This is a genomic window from Actinoplanes sp. NBRC 101535 (assembly GCF_030269225.1).
In the GTDB taxonomy this organism is placed as follows: domain Bacteria; phylum Actinomycetota; class Actinomycetes; order Mycobacteriales; family Micromonosporaceae; genus Actinoplanes; species Actinoplanes rectilineatus.
Window position 1 is genome coordinate 22737 of sequence record NZ_BSSY01000001.1, and the last position, 26971, is coordinate 49707.

Sequence of the window (26971 nt, forward strand, 5' to 3'; positions counted from 1 at the left end):
ACGAGGGTCAGCGCTTGATGCCGACCGCTCCGGACATCTGCACGTGGAAGTCCTCCACCGGCGCCGACGCGGGCTCCGGGCGCCACCGGTGCACCAGCTGCACCCCGGGTTCCACGACCTCCAGGTCACGGAACAGGCCCCGGAGCTGATCGTCGGTGCGCGGCTTCGCCGGGATGCCCCGGGCCGTGTACACCGCCGCGGCTTGGACCGCCTGCGGGTTGTGCGCGGTCACCGTCGAGATGGCCAGGGCGCTTCCGGCAGGCAGCGGGGCCATCAGAGCGTCGATGATCTCGTACGCCCGGGACTCGTCCGGGACGAACTGCATGATCGCCAGGAGGCTGACCGCCACCGGACGGCTGAAGTCGAGGTCGCGTACCTCGGCGGAATTGATGATCTTCTCGACGTCGAGCAGGTCGGCGTCCAGGTACGCGGTCGACCCCTCGGCGGACGAGGTGAGCAGTGCCCGCGCGTGCACCAGCACGATCGGGTCGTTGTCGACGTAGACGACCTTCGACGCCGGGTCCACCCCCTGCACGACCTCGTGCAGGTTGGGGGAGGTCGGCAGCCCGGTGCCGATGTCCAGGAACTGGCGGATGCCGAGGTCCTCGGCGAGGAAGCGGGCCGAGCGGGCGAGGAAGTCCCGGTTGGCGCGCATCGAGATGGGCAGGCTCGGAGACGCCTTGACGATGTCGGCGGCCGCTTTCCGGTCCGCGTCGAAGTTGTCCTTGCCGCCCAGCAGGTAGTCGTAGATCCGGGCCGAGTGCGGCACGGCGGTGTTCAGATCGACCGGCATGGCGGCAACCTACCCGGTCCACAGTGTCACGGCCAACGGGGTGATCGACTGAACAGAAACGGTCACATCAGTTCGACGCGAACCCCGTCACGATCCAGCAGCCCGAGCACGTCGTCCATCGTCACCGCCGGCTCCCACCAATACCGGTCGTAGCCGGGCACCAGATGCTCCCGGGCCACCTGCGCGTCGTGCCAGACCAGCCGGAACCCGGGCTCGGCGCCCCAGCCCCCACCCGCGCAGTCGTGCAGGGCGCCCAGGTTCCAGCCGAAGTAGCCGGCCGGCCCGTTGATCGCCTCGCCGATCGCGCAGTAGAAACCCTCCTCGTCGGTCACGTGCCGCCCGTCCAGGTGGAACGTGGTGTCCGCCGGCCGGTCCGGGGCCTGCCGGTGGTGGGCCAGCGCCGCGCCCGCCCACTCGTGACGCAGCTCGGTGTCGTACCCGGACCACAGGTTCACCTCGGTCGGGCGTCCCACCCGCCACAGGTCCCAGATCTCCCGGGCCCGGGTCGGCCGCGGACCGCCGATCGCGTCGCCGTACTGCGAGCGCAACTCCACGTCGTAGAGGCCCTCGCCGAGCGCCGACGGCCGGACCGCGCTCACCTCCGCGCCCAGGCCACTGCCGAGCACGTGGATCGCGGTGCCGTCGTACGCCGCATGGAATATCGACGCGTTGATGAAACGGCGCCGGGGCGCACCCCGGCGCAGCGCGTCGATCGCCCGTTTGAGTGACGGCTCCGGACGGCAGCCGATCAGGGTGGCCGGCCGCGGCGCCGGGGCGTTGCGATGCCGGAACACCCCGGCGACGTCCTGGCAGTCGCCGAACGGCTCATCGCCGTGACCGGTGATGCCGGCCAGCAGGAAGCCGTCCGCGTCGGGCGCCTTCTCCGCGTTACGGCTCGGCGAGCCGGTCTCGTCGACCCGGAACCGGCCCTCGAGTGTGACATCGAAAAGACCGGGTACCACGATCGAGGGACCGGCGCCGAGCACCGTCACGTCGAGCAGTTCCTCGGCGCAGTCCCAGCACTCCGGGCCGTGGGGCGAGTCGGGCCGGTGCACCGCGGCGACGCCGAGGTTGCCCAGCCGGACCGGCCCGCTGCCGTCGCACGCGGCCAGCAGGCGGCCCTCCGGGGCGCAGCCGAGCAGTTCGTAGCGTTCCACCGGCGGCTGCGGCGGATCGACGAAGAGGCCGTCGATGTCCGCGCACGCGGCGATCACGGCGTCACTGCCGTCGTCAGTGTTCTGATCGACCAGAAGCCAGGGAAAGCCACTCATCGGGTGGAACCGTACAGGCCGGACCGCCGAGCGGGGGATCCGGTGCGCGAACCGGGAAAGCTGCGCAGCTCACAGGTAGTGTCCCGCGCAGGCGGGTCTTTACTCAGTGTTGAGAAAGGACGGTGGCCCGTGAGGGTCGGCATCCCCAGCGAAGTCAAGAACAACGAGTTCCGGGTGGCGATCACCCCGGCCGGGGTGTTCGAGTTCGCCCGGCACGGTCACGACGTCTTCGTGCAGGCCGGCGCCGGTCTCGGCTCGTCGATCACCGACGACGACTTCCGGTCGGCCGGAGCCGTGATCCTGCCGGACGCGGACGCGGTGTGGCAGACCGGCGACCTGATCCTCAAGGTCAAGGAACCGATCGCCGAGGAGTACCCGCGGATGCGGCCCGACCAGGTGCTCTTCACCTACCTGCACCTGGCGGCCGGCAAAGCCTGCACGGACGCGCTGCTGGACCGCCGGGTCACCGGGATCGCGTACGAGACGGTCGAACTCGCCGACCGTTCCCTGCCACTGCTGGCCCCGATGTCCGAGGTGGCCGGGCGACTCGCCCCGCAGGTCGGCGCGTACCACCTGATGCGGGCACGCGGCGGTCGTGGCGTACTCATGGGCGGGGTTCCCGGGGTGTACGCCGCGAAGGCCGTCGTGATCGGCGCGGGCGTCTCGGGCCTCAACGCCGCGGCGATAGCCCTCGGCATGCAGGCCGAGGTGCTGCTGCTCGACAAGAACGTGGCCCGGCTGCGGGCGGTGGACGCCGACTACCGCGGTCACGTGCAGACGATCGCCTCCAACGCGTACGAGATCGAGAAGGCCGTGCTCGACGCGGACCTGGTGATCGGAGCGGTCCTGGTCCCCGGCGCGAAGGCGCCGACCCTGATCTCCAACGACCTGGTGTCGCGGATGAAACCGGGAAGTGTGCTGGTCGACATCTCGATCGACCAGGGCGGCTGTTTCGAGGACTCCCGGCCGACGACCCACGACGACCCGGCCTACCGGGTCCACGAGTCGATGTTCTACTGCGTCGCCAACATGCCCGGGGCGGTGCCGCACACCAGCACCTACGCGCTCACCAACGTCACTCTGCCGTACGCTCTGGAACTGGCCGACCACGGCTGGCGGGCCGCGATGAAGGCCGATCCGGCCCTCGCCGCCGGCCTGAACACGTTCGACGGGCGCGTCGTCTACGGCCCGGTCGCCGACGCGCACGGGATGGTGCCGATGCCGCTGACGGAGGTGCTCCGCTGAGTCTCGAACCGGCGATCCGGGCCTACCTCGACCACCTGAGCGTGGAACGCGGCCTGTCCCGCAACACCCTCGCCTCGTACCGTCGCGACCTCGACCGCTACGCCGGCGTGCTGGCCGAAGCCGGCGTCGAGGAACTCGGCGACATCCGGTCCACGCACGTCACCGGGCACCTGGCCGGCCTGCGCGACGAGGGCCTGGCGTCCTCGTCGGCGGCCCGGGCCATCAGCGCGGTCCGCGGCCTGCACCGGTTCGCGGTCCGGGAACGCCTGGTCCCGCACGACGTGGCCGCCGACATCAGCCCACCGGCCCAGGCCAAGCGGCTGCCCAAGGCGCTCGACGTGGACCAGGTGACCCGGCTGCTGTCCGTGCCGGCGGTGGACTCGCCGCTGGGGCTGCGCGACCGGGCGCTGCTGGAGTTCCTGTACGGCACCGGGGCGCGGATCTCCGAGGCGGTCGGCGCCGACATCGACGACCTGGAACTGGACGACGAGGACACCGCGGCGGCGATCCTGCGCGGCAAGGGCGGCCGGACCCGCCTCGTGCCGGTCGGCGGGTTCGCGCGTACCGCGGTGCGGTCCTATCTGGTCCGCTCCCGCCCCCAGCTCGCGGCAGCCGGGAAGGGTACCCCGGCGATCTTCCTCAACGCCAGGGGCGGAAGACTCTCCCGGCAGAGTGCCTGGACGGTCCTGCATCGTTGTGCCGGTGTGGCCGGTCTTCCGGTGGACGGTCCGAACGCGGTCAGTCCGCACACGCTGCGTCACTCGTACGCTACGCATCTGCTCGACGGGGGAGCTGACGTTCGGGTGGTGCAAGAACTGCTGGGACACGCCTCAGTCACGACGACGCAGGTGTATACCCTGGTGACCGTCGAACGTCTGCGGGAGATATACGCGACCACTCACCCGCGCGCTCGTTAGACGCTACGCACCCCTAGGTGCGACACGCCGAACGGCTGACCCCGAGTGGGCGGCGCGTGTGGCGTACAGTCGGGCATCGGCTCCGGCTAACAGCCGGGAGGGGGCGAAGGCAATGTCGGGGAACGGCGAGCGGGCGGAAGCATGGACTTCCACACTCCGCGAGCAGCAGAACTCCCTGGATCTCGGCGCCGACCTCGGTCCCGCCGACCCCACCGCGTACACGATGCGCCGTCCCATCCCCGAACCGATGCCGGCCGACCGGCACGGGCCCGCGCGGATCATCGCCCTGGCGAACCAGAAGGGTGGCGTCGGCAAGACGACCACCACCATCAACCTGGGCGCCGCCCTCGCCGAATACGGCCGTAAGGTCCTGCTCGTCGACTTCGACCCGCAGGGCGCCTGCTCGGTGGGCCTCGGCGTCAACCCGCACAACCTCGACCTGAGCGTCTACAACCTGCTCATGCAGGACGACGTCACCACCGAGGACGTCATCATCAAGACCGACGTGGCCGGGCTGCACCTGCTGCCGGCCAACATCGACCTGTCGGCCGCGGAGATCCAGCTGGTCAACGAGGTCGCCCGGGAGATGGCACTGGCGCGGGCCCTCCGCAGCGTCCGCAAGGAATACGACTTCATCCTGATCGACTGTCAGCCCTCGCTGGGCCTGCTGGCGATCAACGCGCTGACCATCGCGCACGGCGTGCTCATACCGCTGGAGTGCGAGTTCTTCTCCCTCCGAGGCGTGGCCCTGCTCCTGGACACCATCGACAAGGTCCGCGAGCGGCTCAACTTCGACCTCGAACTCGAAGGCATCCTCGCCACCATGTACGACTCCCGCACCACGCACTGCCGCCAGGTGCTGCAGCGCGTCGTCGAGGCCTTCGGCGACAAGGTCTACCAGACGGTCATCACCAAGACGGTGAAGTTCCCCGAGTCGACCGTCGCGGGTGCGCCGATCACTACGCTGGACCCGGCGTCGTCCGGCGCCCGCAACTACCGTCAGCTCGCTCGCGAGGTCATCGCCGCCCAGGCGGATCGAAGCTAGGTTCCACACCCGTGCTGTTCGCACTCGGCTCGCCGGTGGCGTTCGTCGCCCTGCTGGTCGCCTTCCTGCTCGGCCTGGCCCTGCGCGTGGCCGTCATGCGGTTCACGCTGCGCACCGTGGGCCTCTCGCCGTACCGCCGTCCCCTGCACCTCAACCCGCGCGAAGACATCGACCCGTTCGGCGCGGTCGCCGCAGCCGTCGGCGGCATGGGCTGGGGCCGGCAGGTCACCGTCGACGAGGTGCCCCGCCACCTGGGACGAGGCCGGGCCGCCGCGGTCTTCGCCTCCGGACCGGTCGCCACCATCCTGCTGGGCGAACTGATCCTGGCCGCGTACGCGATCGCCATCCCGGACAACGTGCTCAGCGACCTGGGCTTCGTGGACATCCTGCGCGGCGTCGGAACCCTCCCCTACACCGACCAGATCATGCTGTCCCTCGGCGGTGGCCTGCTCGCCTTCGGCCTGCTGGCGATCATCCCGATCCCGCCGCTGGACGGCTTCGGCATCCTGTGGTTCGCGCTGCGGCGCCCCGGCGCGAGCATGAACTGGATGCGCCTCTGGTTCGAGGACAAGAACGTCGGCGTGCTGATCCTGCTGCTCTTCGCGTTCTTCCCGACCGGATACCCCCTGCTGATCATGTTCCTGGACATCCTCGGCGTCCTGTTCCTCCGGATCTGGGGCTGAAAGCTCTTTCGGCGGTACGCGCACCGTAACTCCCTGGGAAACGCCGGGCCCGCAGGACAGTGCCCTGCGATGTGATCGGTGCTCCCCGGCCCGAACGGGTCCCGCCCCACGAAGCCCACCGCGCCTCCAACCCGAGCCCATCGCGTCGATCTGCTCCTGCCGCTGGTACCGCATCCCGAACGGCCGCAGCCGCACCCCGCCATCGGTGAACGTGAGAGTCTGCCGCAGAAACGTCCGCGACTCATGGTCATATCGGTGCAGGTGTACCGAGACGTGCCCCTCGGCGACATCCCTGGTCTGGACCTGCTGCTCTTCGCGCTCGAACTGCGCCCGATCCGGCATGAACGTCTCCGCGGCGAACGTCTCCGCGGCGAACGCCTTCACCACGAACGTCTCCGCGGCGAACGCCTTCACCACGAACGTCTCCGCGGCGAACGTCTCCGCGGTGAACGTCTCCGCGGTGAACGTCTCCGCGGTGAACGTCTCCGCGGTGAACGTCTCCGCGGTGAACGTCTCCGCGGTGAACGTCTCCGCGGCGAATGCCTCCGCCGCGAATGCCTCCGCCACGAACGCCCCACCGGGCGCGAGCACCCGCGCCACATTCCGCAGGCACTCCTCCTGGCGGCCGAGATCGGAATCGCAGTGAGCGCCCCCGGTCAGATGATCGGGTGCAGAAGCCCTACCTTTTGGGGCGGTGAAGGCACCCGAACCCTTGATCGGGTGCGGTCACCACAGGGTTCGAGCGGGCCGGCCACCGGGCGGAAAAGCGCGTCAGCAGGGGCCTTTGGGTGCACCCACCGTCGTGTTTCGGATGCTGCCGCTGCCGCTGCCGCTGCCGCTGCCGCTGCCGCTGCCGCTGCCGCTGCCGCTGCCGCTGCCGCTGCCGCTGCCGCTGCCGCTGCCGCTGCCGCTGCCGCTGCCGCTGCCGCTGCTGGGCGCCGGGGCAGCTGGGTGCCGGGGCAGCTGGGTGCCGGGACAGCTGGGCGCCGGGACAGCTGGGCGGTGGGTGTACCCGATCAAGGGGTTGGGTGCGGAGAACCCGCCGTTTGGGGTGGTGAGCGCACTCGATCGCTTGATCGGGTGCTTGTGTCGCCGTCTTTCATCGGAACTATTTGCCGGCTTCATCATCGGTGTACCTATTTGTCGTTGTCGTTGTCGTTGTCGTTGTCGTTGTCGTTGTCGTTGTCGTTGTCGAGGTCGAGGTCGAGGTCGAGGTCGAGGGCGCCGGGCGCCCGACTGCCCGGCACCCGGCAGTTGGGCGGTGGGTGCCGGGCAGTTGGGCGGTGGGCGCACCCGATCAAGGGGTTGGGTGCGGGGAGCCCTCCGTTTGGGACGGTGGGGGCACTCGATCCCTTGATCGGGTGCTTGTGCCGCCATGGGTTGTGGGTAGTGGTTGGCGACAGCTTGGTGGGCCTTGATGCCTCTTTGCCGGGGTTCGTTGGCGGACTGCTCTCGTTGTCTGGCTGCCGGGCCGTCGCGGGCGGCGTTGTGCGTGCCGACAGCGCGACCGGCCGCGCAACTGGTAACGCAACTGGTAACGCAACTGGTAACGCGACCGGCGATGCGGTTGGCAGCGCGACCGGCCGTACGACCGGCCGCGCGACTGGCGATGCGACCGGCCGCGCGACTGGCGACGCCTGGCGATGCGACTGGTAGCGCGATTGGCGATGCGACCGGCCGTGTGACCGGCGACGTGACTGGCAGCGCGGGCGGTGGCTGAGGCGGCTCGTCTCGTCCGTGTGCAGCTGACGGCCGAGACGGTTCTGTGGTTGCCGAGGGTGACGGGCGCCGGGCAGTGGGACGGTGGGTGTGCCCGATCACGTGGTCGGGTGCGAAGGGCGTTGGTGGGTGGAGGGGTGGGCTAAGGAGTTGGGTGTCGGGGGCGATCGTGCAGGCATGCTGCCGGTGGTGGAGGACTCGCTTCTGGGTGCGGTCGGCCGGCTCGTTGCGGACGTTTACGCGTCTCATGTCGGACTTGCGGAGCGGGCTGCGGCGTTGGCGGGGGCTGCGGAGCGGGCGGGGGACGGGCAGTGTGTGCTGCTGGCCCGGCTTGTTGCGGCGGAGTTGGACAACCGGGCTGGGCGGGCGCCTGAAGGGGTGACGGTTGCCCGGCATGTGCTGAGCAGCAGTGAGGACCGGCTGGTGCGGGCGCACGCTCATGCGGTGATCGCCGGTGGGCTGTGGCGGCTGGGGGACAACGCGACCGCCGTGCGGCATGCGTTGTGGGCGACCCGGATGCTCGCCGACGGGGATCCGCTGCCGTTGCGGGCGGACCACGCGATCATTCTGGCGGTGCAGGTCAACGACCGGCGGCTGGGGGACTTCTCCGCCGAGGAGTTCGTCGTCGCGCAGGAGTTGGCGGATGCGTCGGGGCTGCCCACCCTGATCATCGCCAATTTGAACAACTGGGCGTGGTGTTCGTACGCCGCCGGGGACATCGACGCCGCGGGGGAGTTGACCGGGCGTCTGCGGGATTTCGCGGCGGCTTCGGGGCAGGCGTTGAACGCGTCGACCGCCGACACGGTCGCCAACGTGCTGCTGGAGACGGGGCGGGCGGGGGAGGCGGAGCGGGTGATCCGGTACGCGATCGAGCATGCCCCGTCGACCGATTCGGATGCGGTGCCGGGGGCGCTGCTGACTCTGGCCGAGATTCAGCGCCGGGGCGGGGACCTGGGGACGGCCCTGTCCACGTTGCAGCGGTGCCGTGTCCTGGCGGCGGAGCGGCACCTGCCGGAGAACGACGCGCAGGCGCTGCGGATGATCGCCTCCTGTCACGCGGAGGCCGGGGACTTCGCGGCGGCGTACCGGAGCATGGTCGAGTTTCATGAGGCGTGGGAGGGGCGCCGGACGCAGCAGGGTGACATGGCGGCCCGGTTCGCGCACGCCCAGTTCGCGGTGGAGGAGGCGTATCGGGCCAGTGAGCATTTCCGGGAGATGGCGGAGCGGGATTCGCTGACCGGGTTGTGGAACCGGCGGCGCAGTGACGCCGTGCTGGCCGAGGTGCTGGCGTCGGGGGAGCCGGCCAGTGTCGCCCTGGTCGACCTGGACCACTTCAAGCGGGTCAACGACACGTTTTCGCACGCTGTCGGTGACGAGGTGCTGCGCCGGCTCGCGGATCTGCTGAACGGCGTGCCGGGGCATGCGGGCCGGCTGGGTGGGGAGGAGTTCGTGTTGATTCTGCGGGCCGGCCCGGACGAGGCCGCGCGGATGTGCGAGTTGCTGCGGGCGGAGATCGAGGCGTACGGCTGGGGCGACATCGTCGCCGGTCTGCGGGTGACCGCCAGTATCGGGGTGACGGGGGTGCTGCCCGGCGACGACCGGGGTGTGGTGGTGGGCCGGGCCGACGCGCTGCTGTACGACGCGAAACATGCCGGCCGTAACCGTGTGACGACCGGCTGACTGGGTAGTAATCAGGTCGTGGATCCCGGAATTCCCGAGATGAGCAACCATGGCCGGGCAACGGCCGAAATAAAAAATGGTGAACATCTCATTTTCGGTCGGAGAACCCCTCGACCCCGGATCTGTTCAACTGGCCGGTCTACAGTCGCGGCGCGGTGACCGGCTGGTCACGCATCGCACAGGATGAGGAGTCCCCCATGGCGGAGAAGGCGAAGAAGGACGCGAAGGTCGTGGCCAAGGATGTCAAGGCGAAGGCCAAGGGCGCCACGGTCAAGGCCGCGAAGAAGGCCGACAAGGCCGTCGTGAAGACCGACAAGGTCGCCACGAAGACCGCCGCCAAGGCCAAGCCGGCCAAGGCGAAGCCCGCGACCGTCAAGGCGAAGCCGGCGACGGTCAAGGCGAAGCCCGCCACGGTCAAGGCGAAGCCGGCGACGGTCAAGTCCACCAAGGTGAAGCCGTCGAAGGCCAAGAAGGCCGTCGTGGCGAAGAAGGCCACCAAGAAGAAGTAGTACCGCACCAGCGCCACGGGCCGTCACGTTCACACGTGGCGGCCCGGCCTTATTCCCGGAGCGTGGTGTACAGCTCGCAGGTCTGGTCGTAGTAGCGGTCGGTCGTCCCGAGGTGACGCATCCCCAGGCGGCGGCAGACGGCCCGGGCGGCGCTGTCGTCGGGGCCGGTCACGGCGTACACCCCGGTCAGGCTGGAGCGGGCCGCGTAGGCGAGCACCGCGACCGCGGCCTCGGTGGCGTACCCCCTGCCCCAGGCGTCCGGGTGCAGATGCCAGCCGATCTCGGTCTCGTCCGCCACCGCCGACGAGCCGGAGAGCATCATCCGCAGCAGCAGGGCGGTGCCGACCAGGTGACCGGTGGCCCGGTCCTGAACGGCCCAGACCCCGTGTGCCTCGTCCTGCCGGGCACGCCAGCGTTCGAGCATCGCCAGTGCCTCCGCCTCGTCCCGCAGCACCTGCGAGTCGGCGACGAGGTGTCGCTTCACCTCCGGGCGCGAGTACATGTCGAGGAGGAAACCGGCGTCCTTCTCCTCCCACTCGCGCAACAGGAGGCGGGGCGCGATCAATGACTGCATCGCGGCAGCGTAACCGCGGAGAAGCGGAAACGTAACCGGTGAGCAACCCGCAGCCGGTTGTGCCGTTGGAAGGGTCGGGGGCTGTCCGGCGACGGAAGGACCGACACAGCGTGAGCCCGGAACAGCTGATGCACGGCATGGTCTACGGTCGGCACGTGCCTGAAGAGCCCGACCTGCCGCCGCCCGGTGATCCTGAGCCGTCCGACGACGCGTCCACGGCGGTCACCGCGGGTGACGACGATGCCGTGATGGCCGAGCCGGAGGCCGATTCCGGGGGTTTCACGGTCCGGTTGGAGAACTTCACCGGTCCGTTCGATCTGCTGTTGCAGCTGATCGGCAAGCACAAACTGGACGTCACCGAGATCGCGCTCCATCAGGTGACCGACGACTTCATCGCGTACATCCGGGCCATGGGCGACGACTGGGACCTGGGCGAGACGAGCGAGTTCCTGCTGGTCGCGGCGACCCTGCTCGACCTGAAGGCGGCTCGGTTGCTGCCGGCCGCCGAGGTCGAGAACGAGGAGGACCTGGCTCTGCTGGAGGCGCGCGACCTGCTGTTCGCCCGGCTCCTGCAGTACAAGGCCTTCAAGGAGGCGGCCGCGCACATCGCGGAACTCGAGGCCACCGGGGCGCGTCGCTGGCCGCGTCTGGTCAGTCTGGAGCAGCGGTACGCGGACGCGCTCCCCGAACTGGTTCTCGGCGTCGGCCCGCCGCGGCTGCTCAAACTGGCGCTCAAGCAGTTCCTGCCGAAGCCGGGACCGCCGCAGGTCAGCATCGCCCACATCCACCAGGTACGCGTCAGCGTCCGTGAACACGCCTCGATGCTGCGGGACCGTCTGCGCCGGGCCGGCAGCGCCACGTTCAGCCTGCTGGTTGCGGACTGCGCGAACACCCTCGAGGTGGTGGCCCGGTTCCTGGCGCTGCTGGAGCTGTACCGGGAGGGGCTCGTCGACTTCGAGCAGCCGGTGTCGCTCGACGAGCTGACGGTGCGCTGGATCGGCGGTGCGGGCGACGTCGAACTCGACATCGACGACTACGAGGGGACCAGACCGCTTCCCGAGGACGCCGAGAAGGCCGACGATGACACCGGTTCGGAGGACAGCGGCGCCGCGGAACTTGACGGGCCGCGTCCCGATGGTGATCTTGATGAGGGTGATTCGGCGGCGGAGGAGACATCGTGAGCGGTGAGGAGCAGCAGCCCGATTCCCTGGCCGCGCAGGCGGCGGCGTGGGTGCCGCCATGGGAACGCAAACGTGAGCCGGACCGCGAGTACCAGGCGAGCGTGGACGAGCCGGAGGAACCCGACGAGTCCGATGAACCCGGCGAGTCCGGGGAGCCCGGCGAGTCCGGGGAGCCCGGCGAGTCCGGGGAGCCCGGCGAGTCCGGGGAGCCCGGCGCGCCTTCGGCACCCGAAGCCGAGCCGGAACAGGAAGCCGCTTCGGGTCAGATGACGGTGCCCGCGCAGCCTCGGGGGCCACGGGACGCTCCGGTTGCGCCTGTCGAAGGTGTGGCTCGTACCCCCAAGGAAGATCTCACCGCGCCGAGCGTGATGGACGACGCCGAGCTCGCCGGGGCACTGGAATCGATTCTGCTCGTGGTCGACGAGCCCACCGGTGAGCTGCAGTTGGCGCAGGTGCTGGAGCAGCCGGTGGAACGGATCGCGCGGACGCTGGAGCGGATCGCCGAGCGGTACTCGGCGGCCGGGCACGGCATCGACCTGCGGCGCGCGGCCGGGGGATGGCGGTTGTACACCCGTCCGGAGTACGCGCAGTACGTGGAACGTTTCGTGCTGGACGGGCAGTCTGTGCGGCTCACCCAGGCCGCGTTGGAGACACTGTCGGTGGTCGCCTACAAGCAACCGGTCACGAGGTCGCGCATCTCCGCCATCCGCGGTGTGAACTGTGACGGCGTCATGCGTACGCTGGTCACTCGCGGCCTGATCGAGGAGTGCGGCACCGAACCGGAGACCGGGGCCTACCTGTACCGGACGACGAGCCTCTTCCTGGAGAAACTCGGGCTCAACTCGGTCGATCAGTTGCCGCCGCTCGCCCCATTTTTGCCCGACGACGTGGAAGAAGTGCTCGATGCCTCAGGCTGACACCGCCGAACGCCTCCAGAAAGTCCTGGCGGCGGCCGGTGTTGGATCCCGGCGCGCCTGCGAAGATCTGATCTTCCGCCGGCGCGTCACCGTCAACGGCCGTGTCGCCAAGCTCGGCGACAAGGTCGACCCCGCCACGGCGGAGATCCACGTCGACGGACAGCGGGTGATCACCAACACCAAGCTGGTCTACGTGGCGCTGAACAAGCCCCGCGGCGTCGTCTCCAGTCTCGACGACGAGAAGGGCCGCACCGAGCTGTCCGACTTCCTCGGCGCCAACTTCGAGCAGCGGCTGTTCCACGTGGGCCGGCTCGACGCCGACTCCGAGGGTCTGCTGCTGTTCACCAACGACGGCACGCTCGCGCACAAGCTGATGCACCCGTCGTACGGGATCGCCAAGACCTACCTCGCCGAGGTGGTCGGGCCGCTGCCGCGGACCGTCGGCCGGGCCCTGCAGTCCGGCGTCGAACTGGAGGACGGTCCGGCCAAGGTCGACAGCTTCCGGCTGGTCGACGCGGTCGGCAAGACCGCCCAGGTGGAGATCACCCTGCACGAGGGCCGCAAGCACATCGTGCGCCGGATGATGGACGCCGTCGGTCACCCGGTGACCCGGCTGATCCGCACCTCGGTGGGCCCGATCCGGCTCGGCGACATGCGCCCGGGTGGTTTCCGGCACCTGTCGAACGCCGAGGTCGCCGCGCTCTTCAAGGCCGTCGGCGACGGCGAGTGATCTCTCAGTAGGAGAACTGCGAGACCAGCTCGCGCAGCCGCCGGGAACTCTCCGCCAGATCGTTGGCGGAGACCTCGGCGGCCTGTGCGGCCTCCCGGGTCGTCATGGTCACCTGGACCACCTGGGAGAGTCCGCCGGTGATCTCCGAGGTGCCACCGGCCGCCCGGTTCAGGTCGCCGGTCATGTTCTGGGTGGTCGCGCTCTGCTCCTCGACCGCCGAGGCGATGGTGTTCTGGTAATCGTTGATCCGCTCGATGATCTCGCCGATGCCGGAGATCGACTCCACGGCGACCCGGGTGTCGGTCTGGATGACCTCCATCCGGCGGCTGATCTCCTCGGTCGCCTTCGCGGTCTCCTGCGCCAGGTCCTTCACCTCGCCGGCCACCACCGCGAAGCCCTTGCCGGTCTCGCCGGCCCGGGCCGCCTCGATCGTGGCGTTCAGGGCCAGCAGGTTGGTCTGCTCGGCGATCGCGGTGATCGTCTTGACCACGCCGTCGATCTCCCCGGACGACGCGTCCAGCTTCTGCATGGTCAGCTTCGCGTCCGCGGCCACCTCGACGGCCTGGGAGGCGACCCCGGCGGCCTCGGTGGCGCTGATCGAGATCTCCCGGATGGCCGCGCCCATCTGCTCGGCGCCGCTCGCCACGGCCTGGACACCGGCGCTGACCTCACCGGCGGCGGCGTCGATCGTGCCGACCTGGTGCGAGGCCTGGTCGGTGCTGGCGGCCAGATCCCGGCTGGCCTGATCCAATTCGGACGAGCGTGCGGACAGGCTGATGCTGATCGAGGCGACCGCGTCGATGGTGTCCCGGGTCCGGGCCACGGCCAGGTGGACGGCCCGGGACATCTCGCCGATCTCGTTGGCGGCCAGGTCCTCGTCTCGTTCGGCCAGGTCGCCGTCGGCCATCGCGGTGACCACCTCGCGGAGGGCTCTGATCCGCTGATTGGTGATCCGGGCGACGACGGCGGCGAAGGCGGCGGCCAGGACCACGCCGACGATCAGCACCACGGCGATGGCGGCGGCGGCCTGGGCCGCGGTGGTCTGTGCCTGGGCGGCAGCCGCCGCGGCGAGGGATTCGGAGGAGGCGGCCAGATCGTCCAGCGTCGTGATCGACCCGGCGAGGGCCGGGTTGAGCGTGCTGCTGCGGAACTCCGCCCACTCGGCGAGTTTGCCGGCCTTCTTCAGCGCGGACGACTGCTGCCGCAGCTCCAGGTAGTTCGCCCAGCCGGTCTGGAAGGTGCTCATCGCAGCACGTTGGTCGCTGGTGAGGCTGAACGCGTTGTACTCCTCGATGCGCGTGGAGACCAGGTCGTAGTTGGCTGCGGCCTCCTCGTTGTAGGCCGTTGCCTTGGTCGTGTCGGTGGCGGTGAGGCCGGACAGGCTTGCCCAGCGGCCGTGCCAGATGAGCTGCTGGATGTCCTTGACGACGGCCAGCGGGCGTAGCTGCTGACCGTACAGATCCTCGGCCTTGTCGGCGATGGCCTGCGTACGGGAGATGCCGAACCCGCCCACGACGACCGCGACCAGCAGAGCGATGCCGGCCGAGATCATCAGGCCGGCCCGGATGCTCAGAGCGCGAAGGCTGAAACCGGGCAACGGGGCCTCCTCGAACAGCGGAACTGTCCCGTGGATCAGACCACCCGGCGACCCCTGCGGGGTCACTTATCCAGATACCCAAGACTTATCGGGTACGACCTGATAGCTCAGTCCACGACGAAACTCGGCGAGGTGACCGTGGGGGAGGCGGCCGCCGTCGTGTCACCGAGGGCTGGACCTCGATCCGCCCGGCGTGCTCCGGCCGTTGCTGGGAGTCCACCGCCACCTTGGTGATCGCGGTTGTCGGCGCGGGCCACGCCCCGGTCGGCGGCGCTGCAGCCGTACGCGTACCAGCCGGCACGGTCAGCGCGGGATCTGCGGCCGCGTGGGCGGGCACCGGATCTGCCGTCGCGTGGGCGGGCACCGGAAGTGCCGTCGCGTGGGCGGGCACCGGAAGTGCCGTCAGTGTCAGGGCGACCGCCGCGGCGGCGAGACGGATCGGCTGCATGCATCACTGATCGGCACCTCCCCGGAAACCCGTAGCGGCCTCGTCGAGCAGGGCGATCAGTGCTCGTACGGCCGCGCCCGGCACCCCGTCGGCCGGGAGCGCCAGCGACAGCGGCCACGTCAGGTCGGCGCCGGAGACCGGCAGGGTGACGACGTCCGGGGCACCGGCCACCACGAACCGGGGGAGCAGGGCGATGCCCAGACCGTGCCGGACGTGGTCGGCGCCGGTGCCGATGTCCGGGATCTCGATGGTGACGTGCCGGGGCACCCCGGCGGCGGCGAACGCCCGGTCGGTGACCGCCCGGTTGCCGAACCCGGTCGGCGAGTCGATGAAGTCCAGCCCGGCCAACTCGGTGATCGGCACCGAGGACCGGCCGGCGAGCGGGTGCCCGGGCGGCACGACCAGGTCGAGGACCGAGGAGGCCAGTTCGATCAGGCGTACGCCCGGCGGGTGCGCGCCCGGCAACGAGACGAACGCCAGGTCGAGGCGGTGGTCGAGGAGCGCCTCGAGCAGGCCGACCGACCCGCTCGGCGCGGCCGTGGTGCGCAGCAGGACACCCGGGTGCCGCCGGTGGAACTCGCCGAGCAGGGCCGGCAGGTCGATGATCCGGACCGAGGTGAGGGTGCCGATCCGCAGGGTGCCGCGCAGCCCGCCGCGGACCTCGGCGACGGCGTCGCGGGCCTCCCGGGCGGCGTCCAGGGCGGTCCGGGCCCGGGGCAGCAGGGTGGCGCCCGCGTCGGTGAGCCGGACCCGTTTCGCGTTGCGGTCCAGCAGGGTGGCGCCGAGCTCGCGTTCCAGGGTCTTCACCGCGGCGGAGACGGCGGACTGGACGACGTGCAGGCGGGTCGCGGCGCGGGTGAAGCTCTGCTCCTCGGCGACCGCGACGAAATAGGCGAGCTGACGGAGTTCCACACCGGCAAGTATCTCTGTTGGTGATAGCTGTGAGCATCAACTTTCGTTGTCGGTGATGATCGGTGCGGCGCACAGTGGCCGCATGACCGCCACCCCCACGCCCGCCCGGTTGCACGCCGGGTTCTGGGCGATCGCCCTCACCTTCCTCACCGCGATGGCGTTCTCCACCGTGCCGACGCCGCTGTACCCGCTCTACATGGCCCGCGACGGCTTCTCCACCTTCGTCGTGACGGTGGTGTTCGCCGCGTACGCGGCCGGAGTGGTGGCGAGTCTGCTGCTGGCCGGGCACGTCTCCGACTGGTTCGGCCGCAGGAGGGTGCTGATCCCGGCGCTGCTGCTCGAACTCCTCGCGGCGGTGCTGTTCCTGACCGGCACGTCCCTGCCGGTGCTGCTGCTGGCCCGGTTCGTCACCGGCCTGGGGGTCGGCATGATCACCGCCACCGCCACGGCGCACCTGCAGGAACTGCACGCCGCGCACCGGCCGGAGGCGTCGCGCCGCCGGTTCGAGGTGGTGTCGACCGCGGCGAACAGCGGGGGACTCGGCCTGGGCACGCTCGTCGCCGGACTGCTGGCCCAGTACGCGCCGGCTCCGTTGCGTACCCCCTATCTGGTCTTCCTGGTCCTTCTGGTCCTGAGCGTCGTCGCGGTGGCCCTGACCCCGGAGACGGTGCCGCCGCGGGTGGACCGGCCCGCCTACCGCCCGCAGCGGATCCGCGCGCACGGCGACCGGACCAGGTATCTGGCCGCGGCGGCCGGGGCGTTCGCCTCGTTCGCGGTGTTCGGCGTGTTCACCGCGCTGGCGCCGTCCTTCGTGGCCGGTACGCTGCACCACACCTCCCGGGCGCTGGCCGGTGCCGTGGTGTTCGCGGTGTTCGGCAGCGCGGCCGTCGCGCAGAGCCTGACCGGTGGGCTGAGCGGCCCGGCGCGGACGGCCCTGGGCCTGCTCGCCCAGGCCGGCGGGGTGCTGACCCTGGTGGCCGGCATGCACGCCGGCAGCCTGGCGGTGTTCGTGGCCGGTGGTGTGGTGTCCGGTGTCGGCGCGGGCGTGCTGTTCAAGGCGTCGGTCGGCGCGGTGGCCGCGATGGCGGCGCCCGCCGAGCGCGGTGAGGCGCTGGCCGGGCTGTTCCTCGTCGCCTACCTGGGGATCGGGGTGCCGGCGGTGGTGCTGGGGGTGGCCACCGCGCTGGCCGGCCCGGTCACCGTGATGACCTGGTTCGCCGGGGTTCTGGTGCTGCTGCTCGCGGTGGTGGCGCTGCTCTCCCGGGAGCGCGGACCGTCCCGCGCCCCCGTAACGGTGTGAGGTGCGAAGGTCTCAGGAGAGATCGTCGCCGTGGGCGGCGAGGACGGCCAGCAGCCGCCGGTCCCACGCGTTCTCGTCGAGATCGCGCCACTGATGGCCGTGAGCACACTGCCAGTTGGGCGCCGGCTCCCGCAGGACGCAGCCGCCGAGAGCGAGGTCCCCGTTCTCGGCGGCTCTTCGCGCTGCCGGAACCGGCAGTCCGAACAGCAGCGGCACGCCCTGCGCGCCGCACTCGGGGCAGAAAGGGATCACACACGAACGTTACCCGCACCGGTGCGGGCGCAGATGCGTGTGGTGGTGGGAGCCCCTACGGTGGGTGGATGAGCGACGAGTGGATCAGCGCCCTGGGCCGGTACGCGCGCCGGCTGCACGCCTCGGCCGGCACCGGGCATCACGTGGCGTCGCCGCTGGGCGCCTGGCTGCTGCTGGCGCTCGCCGGGCGGGCCTGCGCCAAGCCGGATCCGCAGCTCACCGAGGTGCTCGGCATCGACCCGCGGCGGGCCGCCACGATCGCCGCCGAGCTGCTGGAGCAGCCGCATCCGGCGGTCGCCGCGGCGACGGCGGTGTGGCACGGCCCGTCCGCCGACCCGGACGGCCTGGCCGGCTGGCGGGCCGGACTGCCCGCGAGTACCGGCACCGGCCCCCTGCCCGACCAGGCCGGGCTGGACCGCTGGGCCCGGGATCACACGTTCGGCCTGATCGACCGTTTCCCGCTCGGTGCCGGCCCGGACGTGGTGTTGATGCTGGCCAGCGCCCTGGCGACGAAGGTTTCCTGGGAGCATCCGTTCGAGGTGGCGCCCGCGGCGGCGCTCGGTGCGGGCAGCCCGTGGGCCGGGCGGCTGGACCGGGTGCTGCGGACCCCGGAGCACGGCCACGAGGCGTTCGTGACCCGCGACGCCGACGCCGGTGAGCTGATCGTGCACGCGGCGGCCTCCGCCGACGGCCTGCGGGTGTTCTCGGTGGCGGCGGGTGCGGACGTCCCGCCGGAGACGGTGATCGCGGCCGCCTACCGGGTGGCCGCCGGGGCGGAGAAGGTCTCGCTCTTCGACCTGCCGCTCGGCGAGGGACCGCTGTGGGATCTTCGCGAGGAGCGGGAGGCGTCCCGGTCCCGGGAGTTCCACAGCGCCGTCCTGCCCTGCTGGTCAGCCACCAGCGATCTCGACCTGACCGCTCCCGGGCTGGGCTTCGGTGCGGCGTCGCGGGTGCTGGGCCCGCTCGCCGGGACGAGCGGCGAGGCCTTCGACGCGCGGCAGTCGGCGATGGCACGGTACGGCCGGTACGGCTTCGAGGCCGCCGCGGTCACCGGCTGGGCGACCCTGACGATGATGCCGCCGACGGTCGTGGTCCGGCGGGCGGAGCTGCGGTTCGGTCACGCGTACGCGGTGGTCGCGGTCGCCGCGCAGGACGGCCCGTGGGACGGCGTCCCGGTGTTCTCGGCGTGGGTCAGCGAACCCGCCTCGGTGTCCGAAAAAGATCAGGACTGAGCGGGGAACGGCAGGGGCGTCACGAGGACCCGACCGCCCTCGAAGACGCCCCCGTCGACGGCCAGCACCCGATCATCGGAGTAACTCAGCGCGGTCCGCACGTCGTCCGGCCGGACCCCGAACTGTGAGATCAGCGTGCTGTGCCCGTGCACCAGGCGGATCCCGCCGAAGGTCGCGAACATCCGCTCCACCTCGTCACCGGTGCGGAACGAGGCCCGGCCGCTGATCATGCCGCAGAAGTAGAGGAACGCCTCCGGGTCGTCGGTGTTCAGATAGTCGGTCACCATCGCGTTGACCGTCGCCACACTGTCGCCGAACGCCAGATAGTTCGTGGTGTCCGAGTGCACCAGCAGGTGGTCGTCGACGAGCGCGGTCGCGGGCAGCCGCAGCAGCCACTCGACGTGCTCCGGGGTGAGCCGCCGGATGTCCGACTCCTGACCGCCGTACCGCACCCAGGCGTCGTAGAAGTCCCAGTCCTGGGCGGTGACCGTGTGCCCGAACCGGTACGCCGCCAGCAGCTGCGCCTCGTGGTTGCCGAGCAGGGCGTGCACCTCGCCACCGGACGCCGGGGCCTGACCGGCGAGCCGCCGGATGTCGTCGATCACCCCGACACCGTCCGGACCACGGTCGAAGTAGTCGCCGAGCAGCCACAGCCGGGCGTCGGCCCCCGACCAGTCGCCGGCGGCGTCGATCAACCCGGCGTCGCGCAGCGCCTCCCGGAACTCGGCACGATGACCGTGCATGTCACTGGCGGCGAAGAGAGGCACGCCGGGAGACTACAGCGCCGCGGCGGGTTCGCCGAGAGCGATATCGATCTCATTCGCCGGCGCCGGGCGGGCGAAGTAGTAGCCCTGCGCGTACCGGTAACCCAGCGTGTGCAGCCGTTCCGCCTGATCCCGGGTCTCCACACCCTCGGCGACCGCACGCAACCCGAGGGTGGCCGCGATGGTGCTCAGCGAACTGGCGATGGCCTCCCGCTCGGCGCCACCACCCAGGTCGTCGATGAACGACTTGTCCACCTTCAGCGAGGTGACCGGGCAGGTCCGCAGCAGGGTGAGCGAGCTGTGCCCGGTGCCGAAATCGTCGAGGGCCAGGCCGACGCCGAGTTCCCGCAGCTCCCGGACGGTGCTCATGGCCGCGCCGCCGGCGAACACCGCGGTCTCGGTGATCTCCACCGTGATCCGGTCCGGGGACAGTCCGTGCCGCTGCAGGGCCGCGGACACCTGGGCGGGCAGCTCCGGGTCGAGCAACTGCCGCGCCGACACGTTGATGTTGACCCGTGGCCCGGCCGTGCCGTACCGCCGCTGCCAGACGGCCGCATCCGCGCAGGCGGTGTCGATGACCCACGCCCCCAGATCGATGATCAGGCCGCTGTGCTCGGCGACCGGGATGAACTCGGCCGGCGACATCGGCGGCAGATTGGTCGGCTTCCACCGCAGCAGCGCCTCGACCCCGGCGATCGAGCCGGACGGCAACTCCACGATCGGCTGGTACACCAGATGGAACTCGTCGCACTCCAGCCCCCGGCGCAGGGCGGCGGCCAGCTCGGCGTGGTGCTGCGCGGTGGCGTCCAGCTCCCGGGTGTGCTCCCGGAACCGGTTCGCGCCGGTGTACTTGGCGGCCTGCAACGCCAGCTCGGCCCGGCGCAGCAGATCCGGGCACTCGTCGCCGTCCCCGCTCGCCGCGCCCACCGTGACGGTGACCAGCAGATCCCGGTCGTCCACGCACAGCGGCGACCGGAACGCCTCGAGCAGGCGCTCGGCGATCCGGTCGCCGTCACCGGGGAGCACCACGCCGAACTCGTCACCGAGCAGCCGGGCGACCATCGCGTCCGGCCCGGCGACCGCGGCCACCCGGGCGGCGGCGGCCCGCAGCAGGGCGTCCCCGGTCTCGTCGCCGAGCTGGTCGTTCAACGACGCGAACCCGTCCAGGTCACAGACCGCCACGGTGGTCCGGTCGAGCCGCCGCGCCAGCGTCACGGTGAACAGGCGGCGGTTCGGCAGACCGGTCAGATCGTCGTGGTACGCCTGATCGGCCAGCCGGTCCAGCAGCACCCGGTTCTCCGACAGTGCGGTCAGCTGACGGACCACGATCAGCACGGTGAGCAGCACCGAACCACCGGCCAGCGTCGGCGGCAGGTAACCGGTCCGCGACGTGACCACGACCAGCATGGTGGTGGTGCCCGCCACGGCGGCGTACGGCACCAGGCTGATCCGCCGCCAGGCACCCCGCCGCTCGGCCGGCAGCGGCGGTGTCCGGGGCGGGGCCGGGAACACGTTGGCGTGCGTCTGCAGGTACGCCGAGAACGCGATCAGCAGACCGATGACCGGCATGGTGACGACCGTGCTGGCCAGGTGCGGCATCCCGGCGAACCGTGGCTCGAGCAGCAACGCCGCAGTGGTGACCAGCCCGATCGGGGCGAGCGCCCAGATCGACGGGGCGTGCACCGGCCCGCTCCCGGTCACCCCCACCTTGATCACCGCGACCACGGCGGCCACCGCCGCGCCGACCAGGATGGCCACGAACCGGTCCGAGACCCCCGGACCGGACGGGCCCGGAGCGCTGTGGAACACATGCGTGATGACCAGGGCGGCGGCCACCCCGACCACCGCCACGTCCAGATGGACCGCGACGGCGGCCCGCCAGGTCCGGCGGCGGCGGGGCAGCCGGACGACGGTGATAATGCCGACGGTCACCGCGAGGACGTACAGCGCCGCGGTGACCGGGCCCATCGAACTCGAGTCGCCGGTCACGGCCGCGTCCACGGCCTGCGCGACGACGCCGCCGGTCACCAGGGCGGTGGTGACGGTCACCCCACGCCAGAAGTCACGCACCGGACCCCGCCCGGACCGGGCCGCGACGGCGCACGTCAGGGCCGCGGTGAGCGAAACGGCCGCGGTGGACGGCCAGAGCAGCCACACCGGCGGCGGCCCGGACGCCCCCACGATCATCAACAGGGCGCTGAGGACCGTCCAGCCGGCGGCGGCGAAGAACAGCTTCCGGGCCGTGTCGGCGGCGCGGCTCGGCGGACGGGTCACGGAGGTGAAGTTCGGCAGGCCACCCCGCGGGTTGAGATCAATGACGTCTCACTCCGTGGTCAGCAGCTTCTTCTGCACCTTGCCCATGCCGTTGCGGGGAAGCGCGTCGACCAGGTGGACCACCCGGGGACGTTTGTGCGCGGCGAGCCGCCCGGCGACGAACGCGATCAGCTCCTGCGGGTCGACCGGGTCGGCGACCACGAACGCGGTGACCTGCTCGCCGAGATCCGGATGCGGGGTGCCGACCACCGCGGCCTCCCGGACCGCCGGATGCAGCAGCAGTACGTCCTCGACCTCCCCGGCCCCGACCCGGTAGCCACCGGTCTTGATCAGGTCGGTCGAGGCGCGACCGACGATCCGGTGCCAGCCGTCCGGGCCGACGGTGGCCACGTCCCCGGTCGGGAACCAGCCGTCCACCAGCGCGGGCGGCTCGACGGTGTCGCCGCGGACATAACCGTCGAGCAGGGTCGGGCCGTTGACCTGCAGATGCCCGATGCTCGTACCGTCGTGCGGCAGCGGAACCCCGGCGTCGTCGACCAGGCGGGTGCCGACCCCGGGCAGGGCCAGGCCCACATGCCCGGGACGGCGCTCGCCGACCGCCGGAGTGCTGATCGTGATCAGGGTCTCGGTCATGCCGTACCGCTCGACCGGGGCCTGACCGGTCAGGGCGGCGAGCGCGTCGAACACCGGAACCGGCAGGGGCGCGCTGCCGGAGACGAGCAGCCGCGCCGGGGACAGGGCACGGGCGGCATCCGGGTCCGCGGCGACACGGGACCAGACGGTCGGCACGCCGAAATACAGGGAACCGGGCGTTTCGGCGTACCCCCGCGGTGTGGGTCTGATCGTGTGCCGCAAGACCGAACCCAGCCGCAACGGACCCAGCACGCCGAGCACCAGGCCGTGCACGTGATAGATCGGCAGACCGTGCACGAGAACGTCGTCCGCGGTCCACCGCCAGGCGGCGGCGAGCGCGTCCAGCCCCGCCGCGAGCGCCGACCGGGACAGCACCACACCCTTCGGCGGACCGGTCGTGCCGCTGGTGTACAGGACCAGCGCGGCAGCCGTCCCCTCGGGTTCCGGCGGCAGACTCCCCGACCGGACCGGCCCGCTGACCGGCACCACCGGCAGACCCGACGTGCCCGCCGCGGCCGGATCGTCGGACAGCACCAGCGCCGCCCCCGAGTCCCGCAGGATGTGCTCCCGCTCCAGCACCCCGGCATCCGGAGGCACCGGCACCACCGGCACCCCGGCCAGCAACGCGCCGGTGACCGCGGCGATCGCCGGCAACCCGGGCGCCGCGTGCACAGCCACGATCGGGGCGCCCGCGATCCGGCCGGCCAGACCGGTCGCCCAGCCGAGCAGTTCATGGGAGGACACCGACCGGTCCGGGACACCGACGAAGCCGGCCCGGTCGCCGGGGGAGAGCAACGCGTCGAGCAGGGGCATGAACGGATGATCCCATCCGGGCGTCCGGTTTCCCCCTTGCCGCGCTCCGACGCCCGGACGGGGCGTTGTCCGGCCACCCCGGGACCGTTTCACTCGGACCATGCGCGCCGACCTGAGCCGCCTCGCCCGTGACTACCGCAAACCGATCCTGGTGGCCGCGGCCCTCAGCCTGCTCGGCTCGGTACTCGCCCTGGCCCAGCCACTGATCGCCCGGGTGGCGGTGGACGACGCAGCCACCGGCCGGGTACCCGGCGCCGTGGTCGCCGTCCTCGTCGTCCTGTTCACCGCGCAGGCCAGCGCGCTCGCCCTGGCCCGGTACGTGCAGGCGCACACCGGCGAGACGATGACCCACGACCTGCGCCGGCACCTCACCGGGCACCTGCTGCGAGTCCGGCTCTCGGTACTCGACCGCGGCAGCACCGGCGACCTGATCGCCCGGGCCTGCGGCGACACCGCCGTGGTGAAGACCCTGATCGCGCAGAGCCTCGGCACCGGCGCGGCCGGGGTGATCGGCCTGCTGGTGGCGGTCGGCATCCTCGGCTGGCTGGACCCGCTGCTGCTCGCCGCGGTGCTGGCCCTGTTCAGCGGCTCGTTCGTCGCCCTGCTCCTGGTGGTCAACCGGGTCCGCGCCGCCTCCCGCGCCGCCCAGAACGCCGAAGGTGTCCTGCTCGCCGACCTGGAACGGGTCCTCGGTGGGATGCGCACCGTCCGGGCCTGCCGCGCCGAACGCCAGGAGGAGGCCCGCCTCGACCGCTCGTCCGCCCGCGCCCACCTGGCCAACCTGCGCACCGCCGGACTGGCCGCCCTCAGCGGCCCGGCCAACGACCTGGCGGTCAGCGGCGCGTTCCTGGTCGTCCTGCTCGCCGGGGCGTCCCGGGTACGCAGCGGCGCGATGAGCCTCGGCGACCTGGTCGCGTTCGTGCTGGCGATGACCTACCTGTCCGCGCCCGTCTACGAGATCTTCCAGGCGATCGGGGCGGTGCAACAGGGCTCCGGGGCACTCAGCCGGATCAACGAGGTGTTCGACCTGCCCGCCGAACAGGACGAACCGATCGGGGTGGTCCCGCTCGCCGGCCCCGACGGCCCGCCCCCGGTACTGGAGTTCCGGGACGTCTGGTTCGGGTACGACCCGATGCGCCCCGTACTGCGCGGCGTCGGCTTCACCGTCGGCACCCGCGGCCACCTCGCCGTGGTCGGGCCCTCCGGCGGCGGCAAATCGACGATCTTCGCCCTGGCCGAACGGTTCTACGAACCGGACCGCGGAACGATCCTGCTGCACGGGCGGGACAGCCGGGTCGTCCCGTACGCCCGGCACCGCAAGACCGTCGGCCTCGTCGAACAGGACTGCCCGCTGCTCGACGGCACCCTGCGGGAGAACCTGCTCTACGGCTCCGGCCGGGTCCCGGACGCCGAACTCCGCCGGGTCCTCGCGATGACCGGACTGTCCACGCTGGTCCGGTCGCTGCCCGGCGGCCTGGACAGCCCGGTCGGCGAACGCGGCCGGCACCTCTCCGGCGGCCAGCGCCAGCGGGTGGCGATCGCCCGCTGCCTGCTGTCCCGCCCCGAACTGATCCTGCTCGACGAACCGACCGCCCACCTCGACCCGGACAACGAACGGGCACTGGCCACCACCCTGCGCGAGGTCTCCGCGGTCTGCGCACTGGTGGTGATCGCCCACCGGGTGACGACGGTCCGCTCCGCCGACCGGATCCTGGTCGTCGAGAACGGGGTGGTAGCCGCCGCCGGCACCCACGACCAGGTGATGCGCGACAGCGCGTACTACCGCCGGCTGACCGGGGTCAGGCCGCCCGGAACTCGGCCAGCTCCGCGGCTGCCTCCTTGACCGTCGCCGGATCACCGACCAGGTTCGCCAGCGTCACCCGGTCCTCCAGGGCGGCGAGATAGGCACCCGGACTGCCCGGCAGCAGACGCCGGGCGGCGACCCGCACCGTCCCGGCCCACAACGCCTCCTCCATCCGCCGCGACTCGGTCAACGCGATGGTGAGCCGGTCCAGCTCCTCCGCGGTCCGGGACAACACGTCGGACGGCAGATCCGGATCGTCGACGGCATCCCAGACGATGTCCAGCGAACGGGCCGTGTCACCGCGTACCTCCCGCAGGAAACCGGCCAGCCGCAACAGCCGGGACCAGCGCGGCTCCCCGATATCCTCGGTCAGCACGTGCTCGGCGTCGTCGGTGCGCCCCTGCCGCAACATCACCTGCACCAGCGTCTCGGTGGCGTGCGGCACCCGCAGCCGGCGGGCCGGGGCCAGCAACTCCTCAGCCTCGGCGTACCGGTCCCGCGCCGCGTGCAACGCCGCCAGATTGACCGCGGCCGTCCAGTCGCCGTCGTCCATACCCCGCCGGAACCACGAATCCGCCTCGGACAGGTCACCGCGGGAGTACTCGACCGCACCCAGGTCGTTGCCCGCCTCGAACACCCGCAGCCCGGCGGCCCGGCGCAACCACACCCGGGCCCCGTCCAGGTCACCCTCCTGCTGCAGAGACGCACCCAGCCGGTACGCGGCCGGACCACTCCCCGCCTCCGCGGCGAACCGCCACGCCTCCCGGGCCAGATCGGTGCGGCCCTCGGCGTGCAACTCGTCGGCCTCGGCACGTTCCCGGGCGGCACCGGCAGGCTCGGGAGCGGGCTCCTGCGGCCGGCGCCGCGGCTCCCACGCCGTGCCCGTCACACCGTCGTCGTCGCCGACCGCACCGGTGGCGTCCAGATCCCAGTGGACCACGGCCGGGCCGGCGTCACCGTCCACCTCGCAGGTCAGCCGCCAGCGCACCCAGTCGCCGCGTTCGGTGACCGGCATCAGGACCAGGGTGCGGACATCGTCGTCGTCCACGGTGAACGGCGGCGCCTCGATCCGGCGCATCATCCCGATCCCGGCCGGTTCCTCGTCGAGCAGGACCGCCACATCCGGGTCGGCCGGCGGGCGGTACCCGGCCACCGCACGGCGCAACGGCCCCAGCAGACCGGCGTCGCCGATCACGTCGGGCATCCGGGACGGCACGTGAGCGACACCGGCCGGGGTGCGCGGAAGGGGACGACGGTCCAGCACGACGGCGCTGACGGCCTGGACGGTGACCGGGCCGGCCAGGCTGAGAGTGACACGGTGGCCGGTGCCCGGGATCCAGCGGCCCTGCGGGCCGATCTCCGCGTCCGGGGTGAGGATGAGGGCGGTGCGGCTGCGGGCCGTCACTTTCATGGGGTACGCGGAAAGCACACGCTCGTCGTCCGCGGCGATGGTCCGCTGGGGGCGTTGCAGCACGAACGTTCCGAGTTCTTCCCTCTCCTGTTCCTGTTCCTGCTCCCGTTCCTGTTCCCGCTCCCGCTCCCGTTCCCGTTCCTGCTCCTGTTCTCGTTCCTGCTCCTGTTCCCGCTCCCGTTCCCGTTCCTGTGGTGCGGGCCCCGGTCCGGTCGTGAGCGCATGTGGGGCCACCCTGACTGCCGGGGGACCATCCCGTTGAGCGGA

General features: G+C 71.4%; 24 protein-coding genes. 13 read left to right on the forward strand and 11 right to left on the reverse strand.

The genetic code is table 11. The features are described from left to right. Positions 1 to 7 precede the first annotated feature (7 nt). Together QSK32_RS00115 and QSK32_RS00120 are read right to left on the reverse strand one after the other, a co-directional pair. Positions 8 to 793, reverse strand: a complete 786-nt coding sequence (locus QSK32_RS00115) for an SAM-dependent methyltransferase (protein ID WP_045742210.1) — start codon at positions 791 to 793, stop codon at positions 8 to 10. A gap of 62 nt (positions 794 to 855) precedes the next feature. Continuing rightward, on the reverse strand, positions 856 to 2064 hold the full coding sequence (locus QSK32_RS00120; protein WP_045742209.1) for a barstar family protein: 1209 nt from the start codon (positions 2062 to 2064) through the stop codon (positions 856 to 858). 129 nt (positions 2065 to 2193) lie between these two features. On the opposite strand from QSK32_RS00120, the gene ald reads away from it, so the two are divergent. The 5 genes from ald (at position 2194) to QSK32_RS00145 (ending at position 6600) form a co-directional block, all read left to right on the forward strand. Next, positions 2194 to 3309 carry an alanine dehydrogenase gene (gene ald / locus QSK32_RS00125; protein WP_045742208.1) on the forward strand — a complete coding sequence of 372 codons (1116 nt, stop codon included), beginning with the start codon at positions 2194 to 2196 and terminating at the stop codon, positions 3307 to 3309. Positions 3310 to 3323: 14 nt separating this feature from the next. Beyond that, on the forward strand, positions 3324 to 4226 hold the full coding sequence (locus QSK32_RS00130; protein WP_502872498.1) for a site-specific tyrosine recombinase XerD: 903 nt from the start codon (positions 3324 to 3326) through the stop codon (positions 4224 to 4226). A gap of 112 nt (positions 4227 to 4338) precedes the next feature. Further along, positions 4339 to 5271 carry a ParA family protein gene (locus QSK32_RS00135; RefSeq protein ID WP_045742207.1) on the forward strand — a complete coding sequence of 311 codons (933 nt, stop codon included), beginning with the start codon at positions 4339 to 4341 and terminating at the stop codon, positions 5269 to 5271. Positions 5272 to 5282: 11 nt separating this feature from the next. Further along, entirely contained in the window at positions 5283 to 5954 is a 672-nt protein-coding gene (locus QSK32_RS00140) for a zinc metalloprotease (protein ID WP_285470868.1), read from the forward strand. A 340-nt stretch (positions 5955 to 6294) separates the two neighbouring features. Then, a complete protein-coding gene (locus QSK32_RS00145) occupies positions 6295 to 6600 on the forward strand; it encodes a hypothetical protein (protein ID WP_285470869.1) in 306 nt (101 codons plus the stop codon). Between the two features lie 125 nt (positions 6601 to 6725). On the opposite strand, the gene QSK32_RS00150 is transcribed toward QSK32_RS00145, so the two are convergent. Then, on the reverse strand, positions 6726 to 6974 hold the full coding sequence (locus QSK32_RS00150) for a hypothetical protein (protein WP_285470870.1): 249 nt from the start codon (positions 6972 to 6974) through the stop codon (positions 6726 to 6728). A gap of 876 nt (positions 6975 to 7850) precedes the next feature. On the opposite strand from QSK32_RS00150, the gene QSK32_RS00155 reads away from it, so the two are divergent. Continuing rightward, positions 7851 to 9353: a tetratricopeptide repeat-containing diguanylate cyclase gene (locus tag QSK32_RS00155; protein WP_157410975.1), complete on the forward strand. Its 1503-nt coding sequence runs from the start codon at positions 7851 to 7853 to the stop codon at positions 9351 to 9353. A gap of 197 nt (positions 9354 to 9550) precedes the next feature. Beyond that, positions 9551 to 9862, forward strand: a complete 312-nt coding sequence (locus QSK32_RS00160) for a hypothetical protein (protein ID WP_157410974.1) — start codon at positions 9551 to 9553, stop codon at positions 9860 to 9862. Positions 9863 to 9911: 49 nt separating this feature from the next. Here QSK32_RS00160 and QSK32_RS00165 read toward each other — a convergent pair whose 3' ends face one another. Next, entirely contained in the window at positions 9912 to 10436 is a 525-nt protein-coding gene (locus QSK32_RS00165; RefSeq protein ID WP_285470871.1) for a GNAT family N-acetyltransferase, read from the reverse strand. A gap of 137 nt (positions 10437 to 10573) precedes the next feature. Here QSK32_RS00165 and QSK32_RS00170 point away from each other — a divergent pair, with 137 nt between their 5' ends. Genes QSK32_RS00170 through QSK32_RS00180 form a run of 3 tightly spaced genes read left to right on the forward strand, consistent with a single transcriptional unit; the run spans position 10574 to position 13264 of the window. Further along, a complete protein-coding gene (locus QSK32_RS00170) occupies positions 10574 to 11617 on the forward strand; it encodes a segregation and condensation protein A (RefSeq protein WP_502872499.1) in 1044 nt (347 codons plus the stop codon). Next, entirely contained in the window at positions 11614 to 12534 is a 921-nt protein-coding gene (gene scpB / locus QSK32_RS00175; RefSeq protein WP_285470872.1) for an SMC-Scp complex subunit ScpB, read from the forward strand. The genes QSK32_RS00170 and scpB overlap by 4 nt, the downstream gene beginning before the upstream one ends. Next, positions 12521 to 13264 (forward strand): pseudouridine synthase, encoded by a 744-nt coding sequence (locus tag QSK32_RS00180; RefSeq protein WP_045742202.1) that lies wholly within the window; start codon positions 12521 to 12523, stop codon positions 13262 to 13264. The genes scpB and QSK32_RS00180 overlap by 14 nt, the downstream gene beginning before the upstream one ends. A 4-nt stretch (positions 13265 to 13268) precedes the next feature. Here QSK32_RS00180 and QSK32_RS00185 read toward each other — a convergent pair whose 3' ends face one another. Continuing rightward, positions 13269 to 14861 carry a methyl-accepting chemotaxis protein gene (locus tag QSK32_RS00185; protein WP_285470873.1) on the reverse strand — a complete coding sequence of 531 codons (1593 nt, stop codon included), beginning with the start codon at positions 14859 to 14861 and terminating at the stop codon, positions 13269 to 13271. Positions 14862 to 15312: 451 nt separating this feature from the next. Then, complete coding sequence (locus QSK32_RS00190) at positions 15313 to 16221, reverse strand: LysR family transcriptional regulator (protein ID WP_045742200.1); 909 nt, start codon at positions 16219 to 16221, stop codon at positions 15313 to 15315. 82 nt (positions 16222 to 16303) lie between these two features. On the opposite strand from QSK32_RS00190, the gene QSK32_RS00195 reads away from it, so the two are divergent. Next, positions 16304 to 17521 carry an MFS transporter gene (locus QSK32_RS00195; RefSeq protein ID WP_285470874.1) on the forward strand — a complete coding sequence of 406 codons (1218 nt, stop codon included), beginning with the start codon at positions 16304 to 16306 and terminating at the stop codon, positions 17519 to 17521. Between the two features lie 12 nt (positions 17522 to 17533). Here the strand turns inward: QSK32_RS00195 and QSK32_RS00200 are convergent, their stop codons facing one another. Then, positions 17534 to 17773, reverse strand: coding sequence for a hypothetical protein (locus tag QSK32_RS00200; RefSeq protein WP_045742198.1), 240 nt, complete (start codon positions 17771 to 17773; stop codon positions 17534 to 17536). Between the two features lie 68 nt (positions 17774 to 17841). Between QSK32_RS00200 and QSK32_RS00205 the strand changes: the two genes are divergently transcribed. Next, on the forward strand, positions 17842 to 19005 hold the full coding sequence (locus QSK32_RS00205) for a hypothetical protein (RefSeq protein WP_285470875.1): 1164 nt from the start codon (positions 17842 to 17844) through the stop codon (positions 19003 to 19005). Here the strand turns inward: QSK32_RS00205 and QSK32_RS00210 are convergent. From QSK32_RS00210 to QSK32_RS00220, 3 genes are read right to left on the reverse strand one after another with little or no spacing between them, the layout of a single operon-like run. Further along, complete coding sequence (locus QSK32_RS00210; RefSeq protein WP_285470876.1) at positions 18996 to 19772, reverse strand: metallophosphoesterase; 777 nt, start codon at positions 19770 to 19772, stop codon at positions 18996 to 18998. The genes QSK32_RS00205 and QSK32_RS00210 overlap by 10 nt on opposite strands. Before the next feature lie 9 nt (positions 19773 to 19781). Further along, complete coding sequence (locus QSK32_RS00215; protein WP_285470877.1) at positions 19782 to 22043, reverse strand: putative bifunctional diguanylate cyclase/phosphodiesterase; 2262 nt, start codon at positions 22041 to 22043, stop codon at positions 19782 to 19784. 48 nt (positions 22044 to 22091) lie between these two features. After that, the gene (locus QSK32_RS00220; RefSeq protein WP_285470878.1) at positions 22092 to 23489 is read right to left on the reverse strand and encodes an AMP-binding protein; all 1398 of its coding nucleotides are present in this window, start codon (positions 23487 to 23489) and stop codon (positions 22092 to 22094) included. A 100-nt stretch (positions 23490 to 23589) separates the two neighbouring features. Between QSK32_RS00220 and QSK32_RS00225 the strand changes: the two genes are divergently transcribed. Further along, positions 23590 to 25332, forward strand: a complete 1743-nt coding sequence (locus QSK32_RS00225; protein ID WP_045742195.1) for an ABC transporter ATP-binding protein — start codon at positions 23590 to 23592, stop codon at positions 25330 to 25332. Here the strand turns inward: QSK32_RS00225 and QSK32_RS00230 are convergent. Next, positions 25289 to 26938, reverse strand: a complete 1650-nt coding sequence (locus QSK32_RS00230; protein ID WP_285470879.1) for a tetratricopeptide repeat protein — start codon at positions 26936 to 26938, stop codon at positions 25289 to 25291. The two genes, QSK32_RS00225 and QSK32_RS00230, sit on opposite strands and share 44 nt — an antisense overlap. Positions 26939 to 26971: the final 33 nt, after the last annotated feature.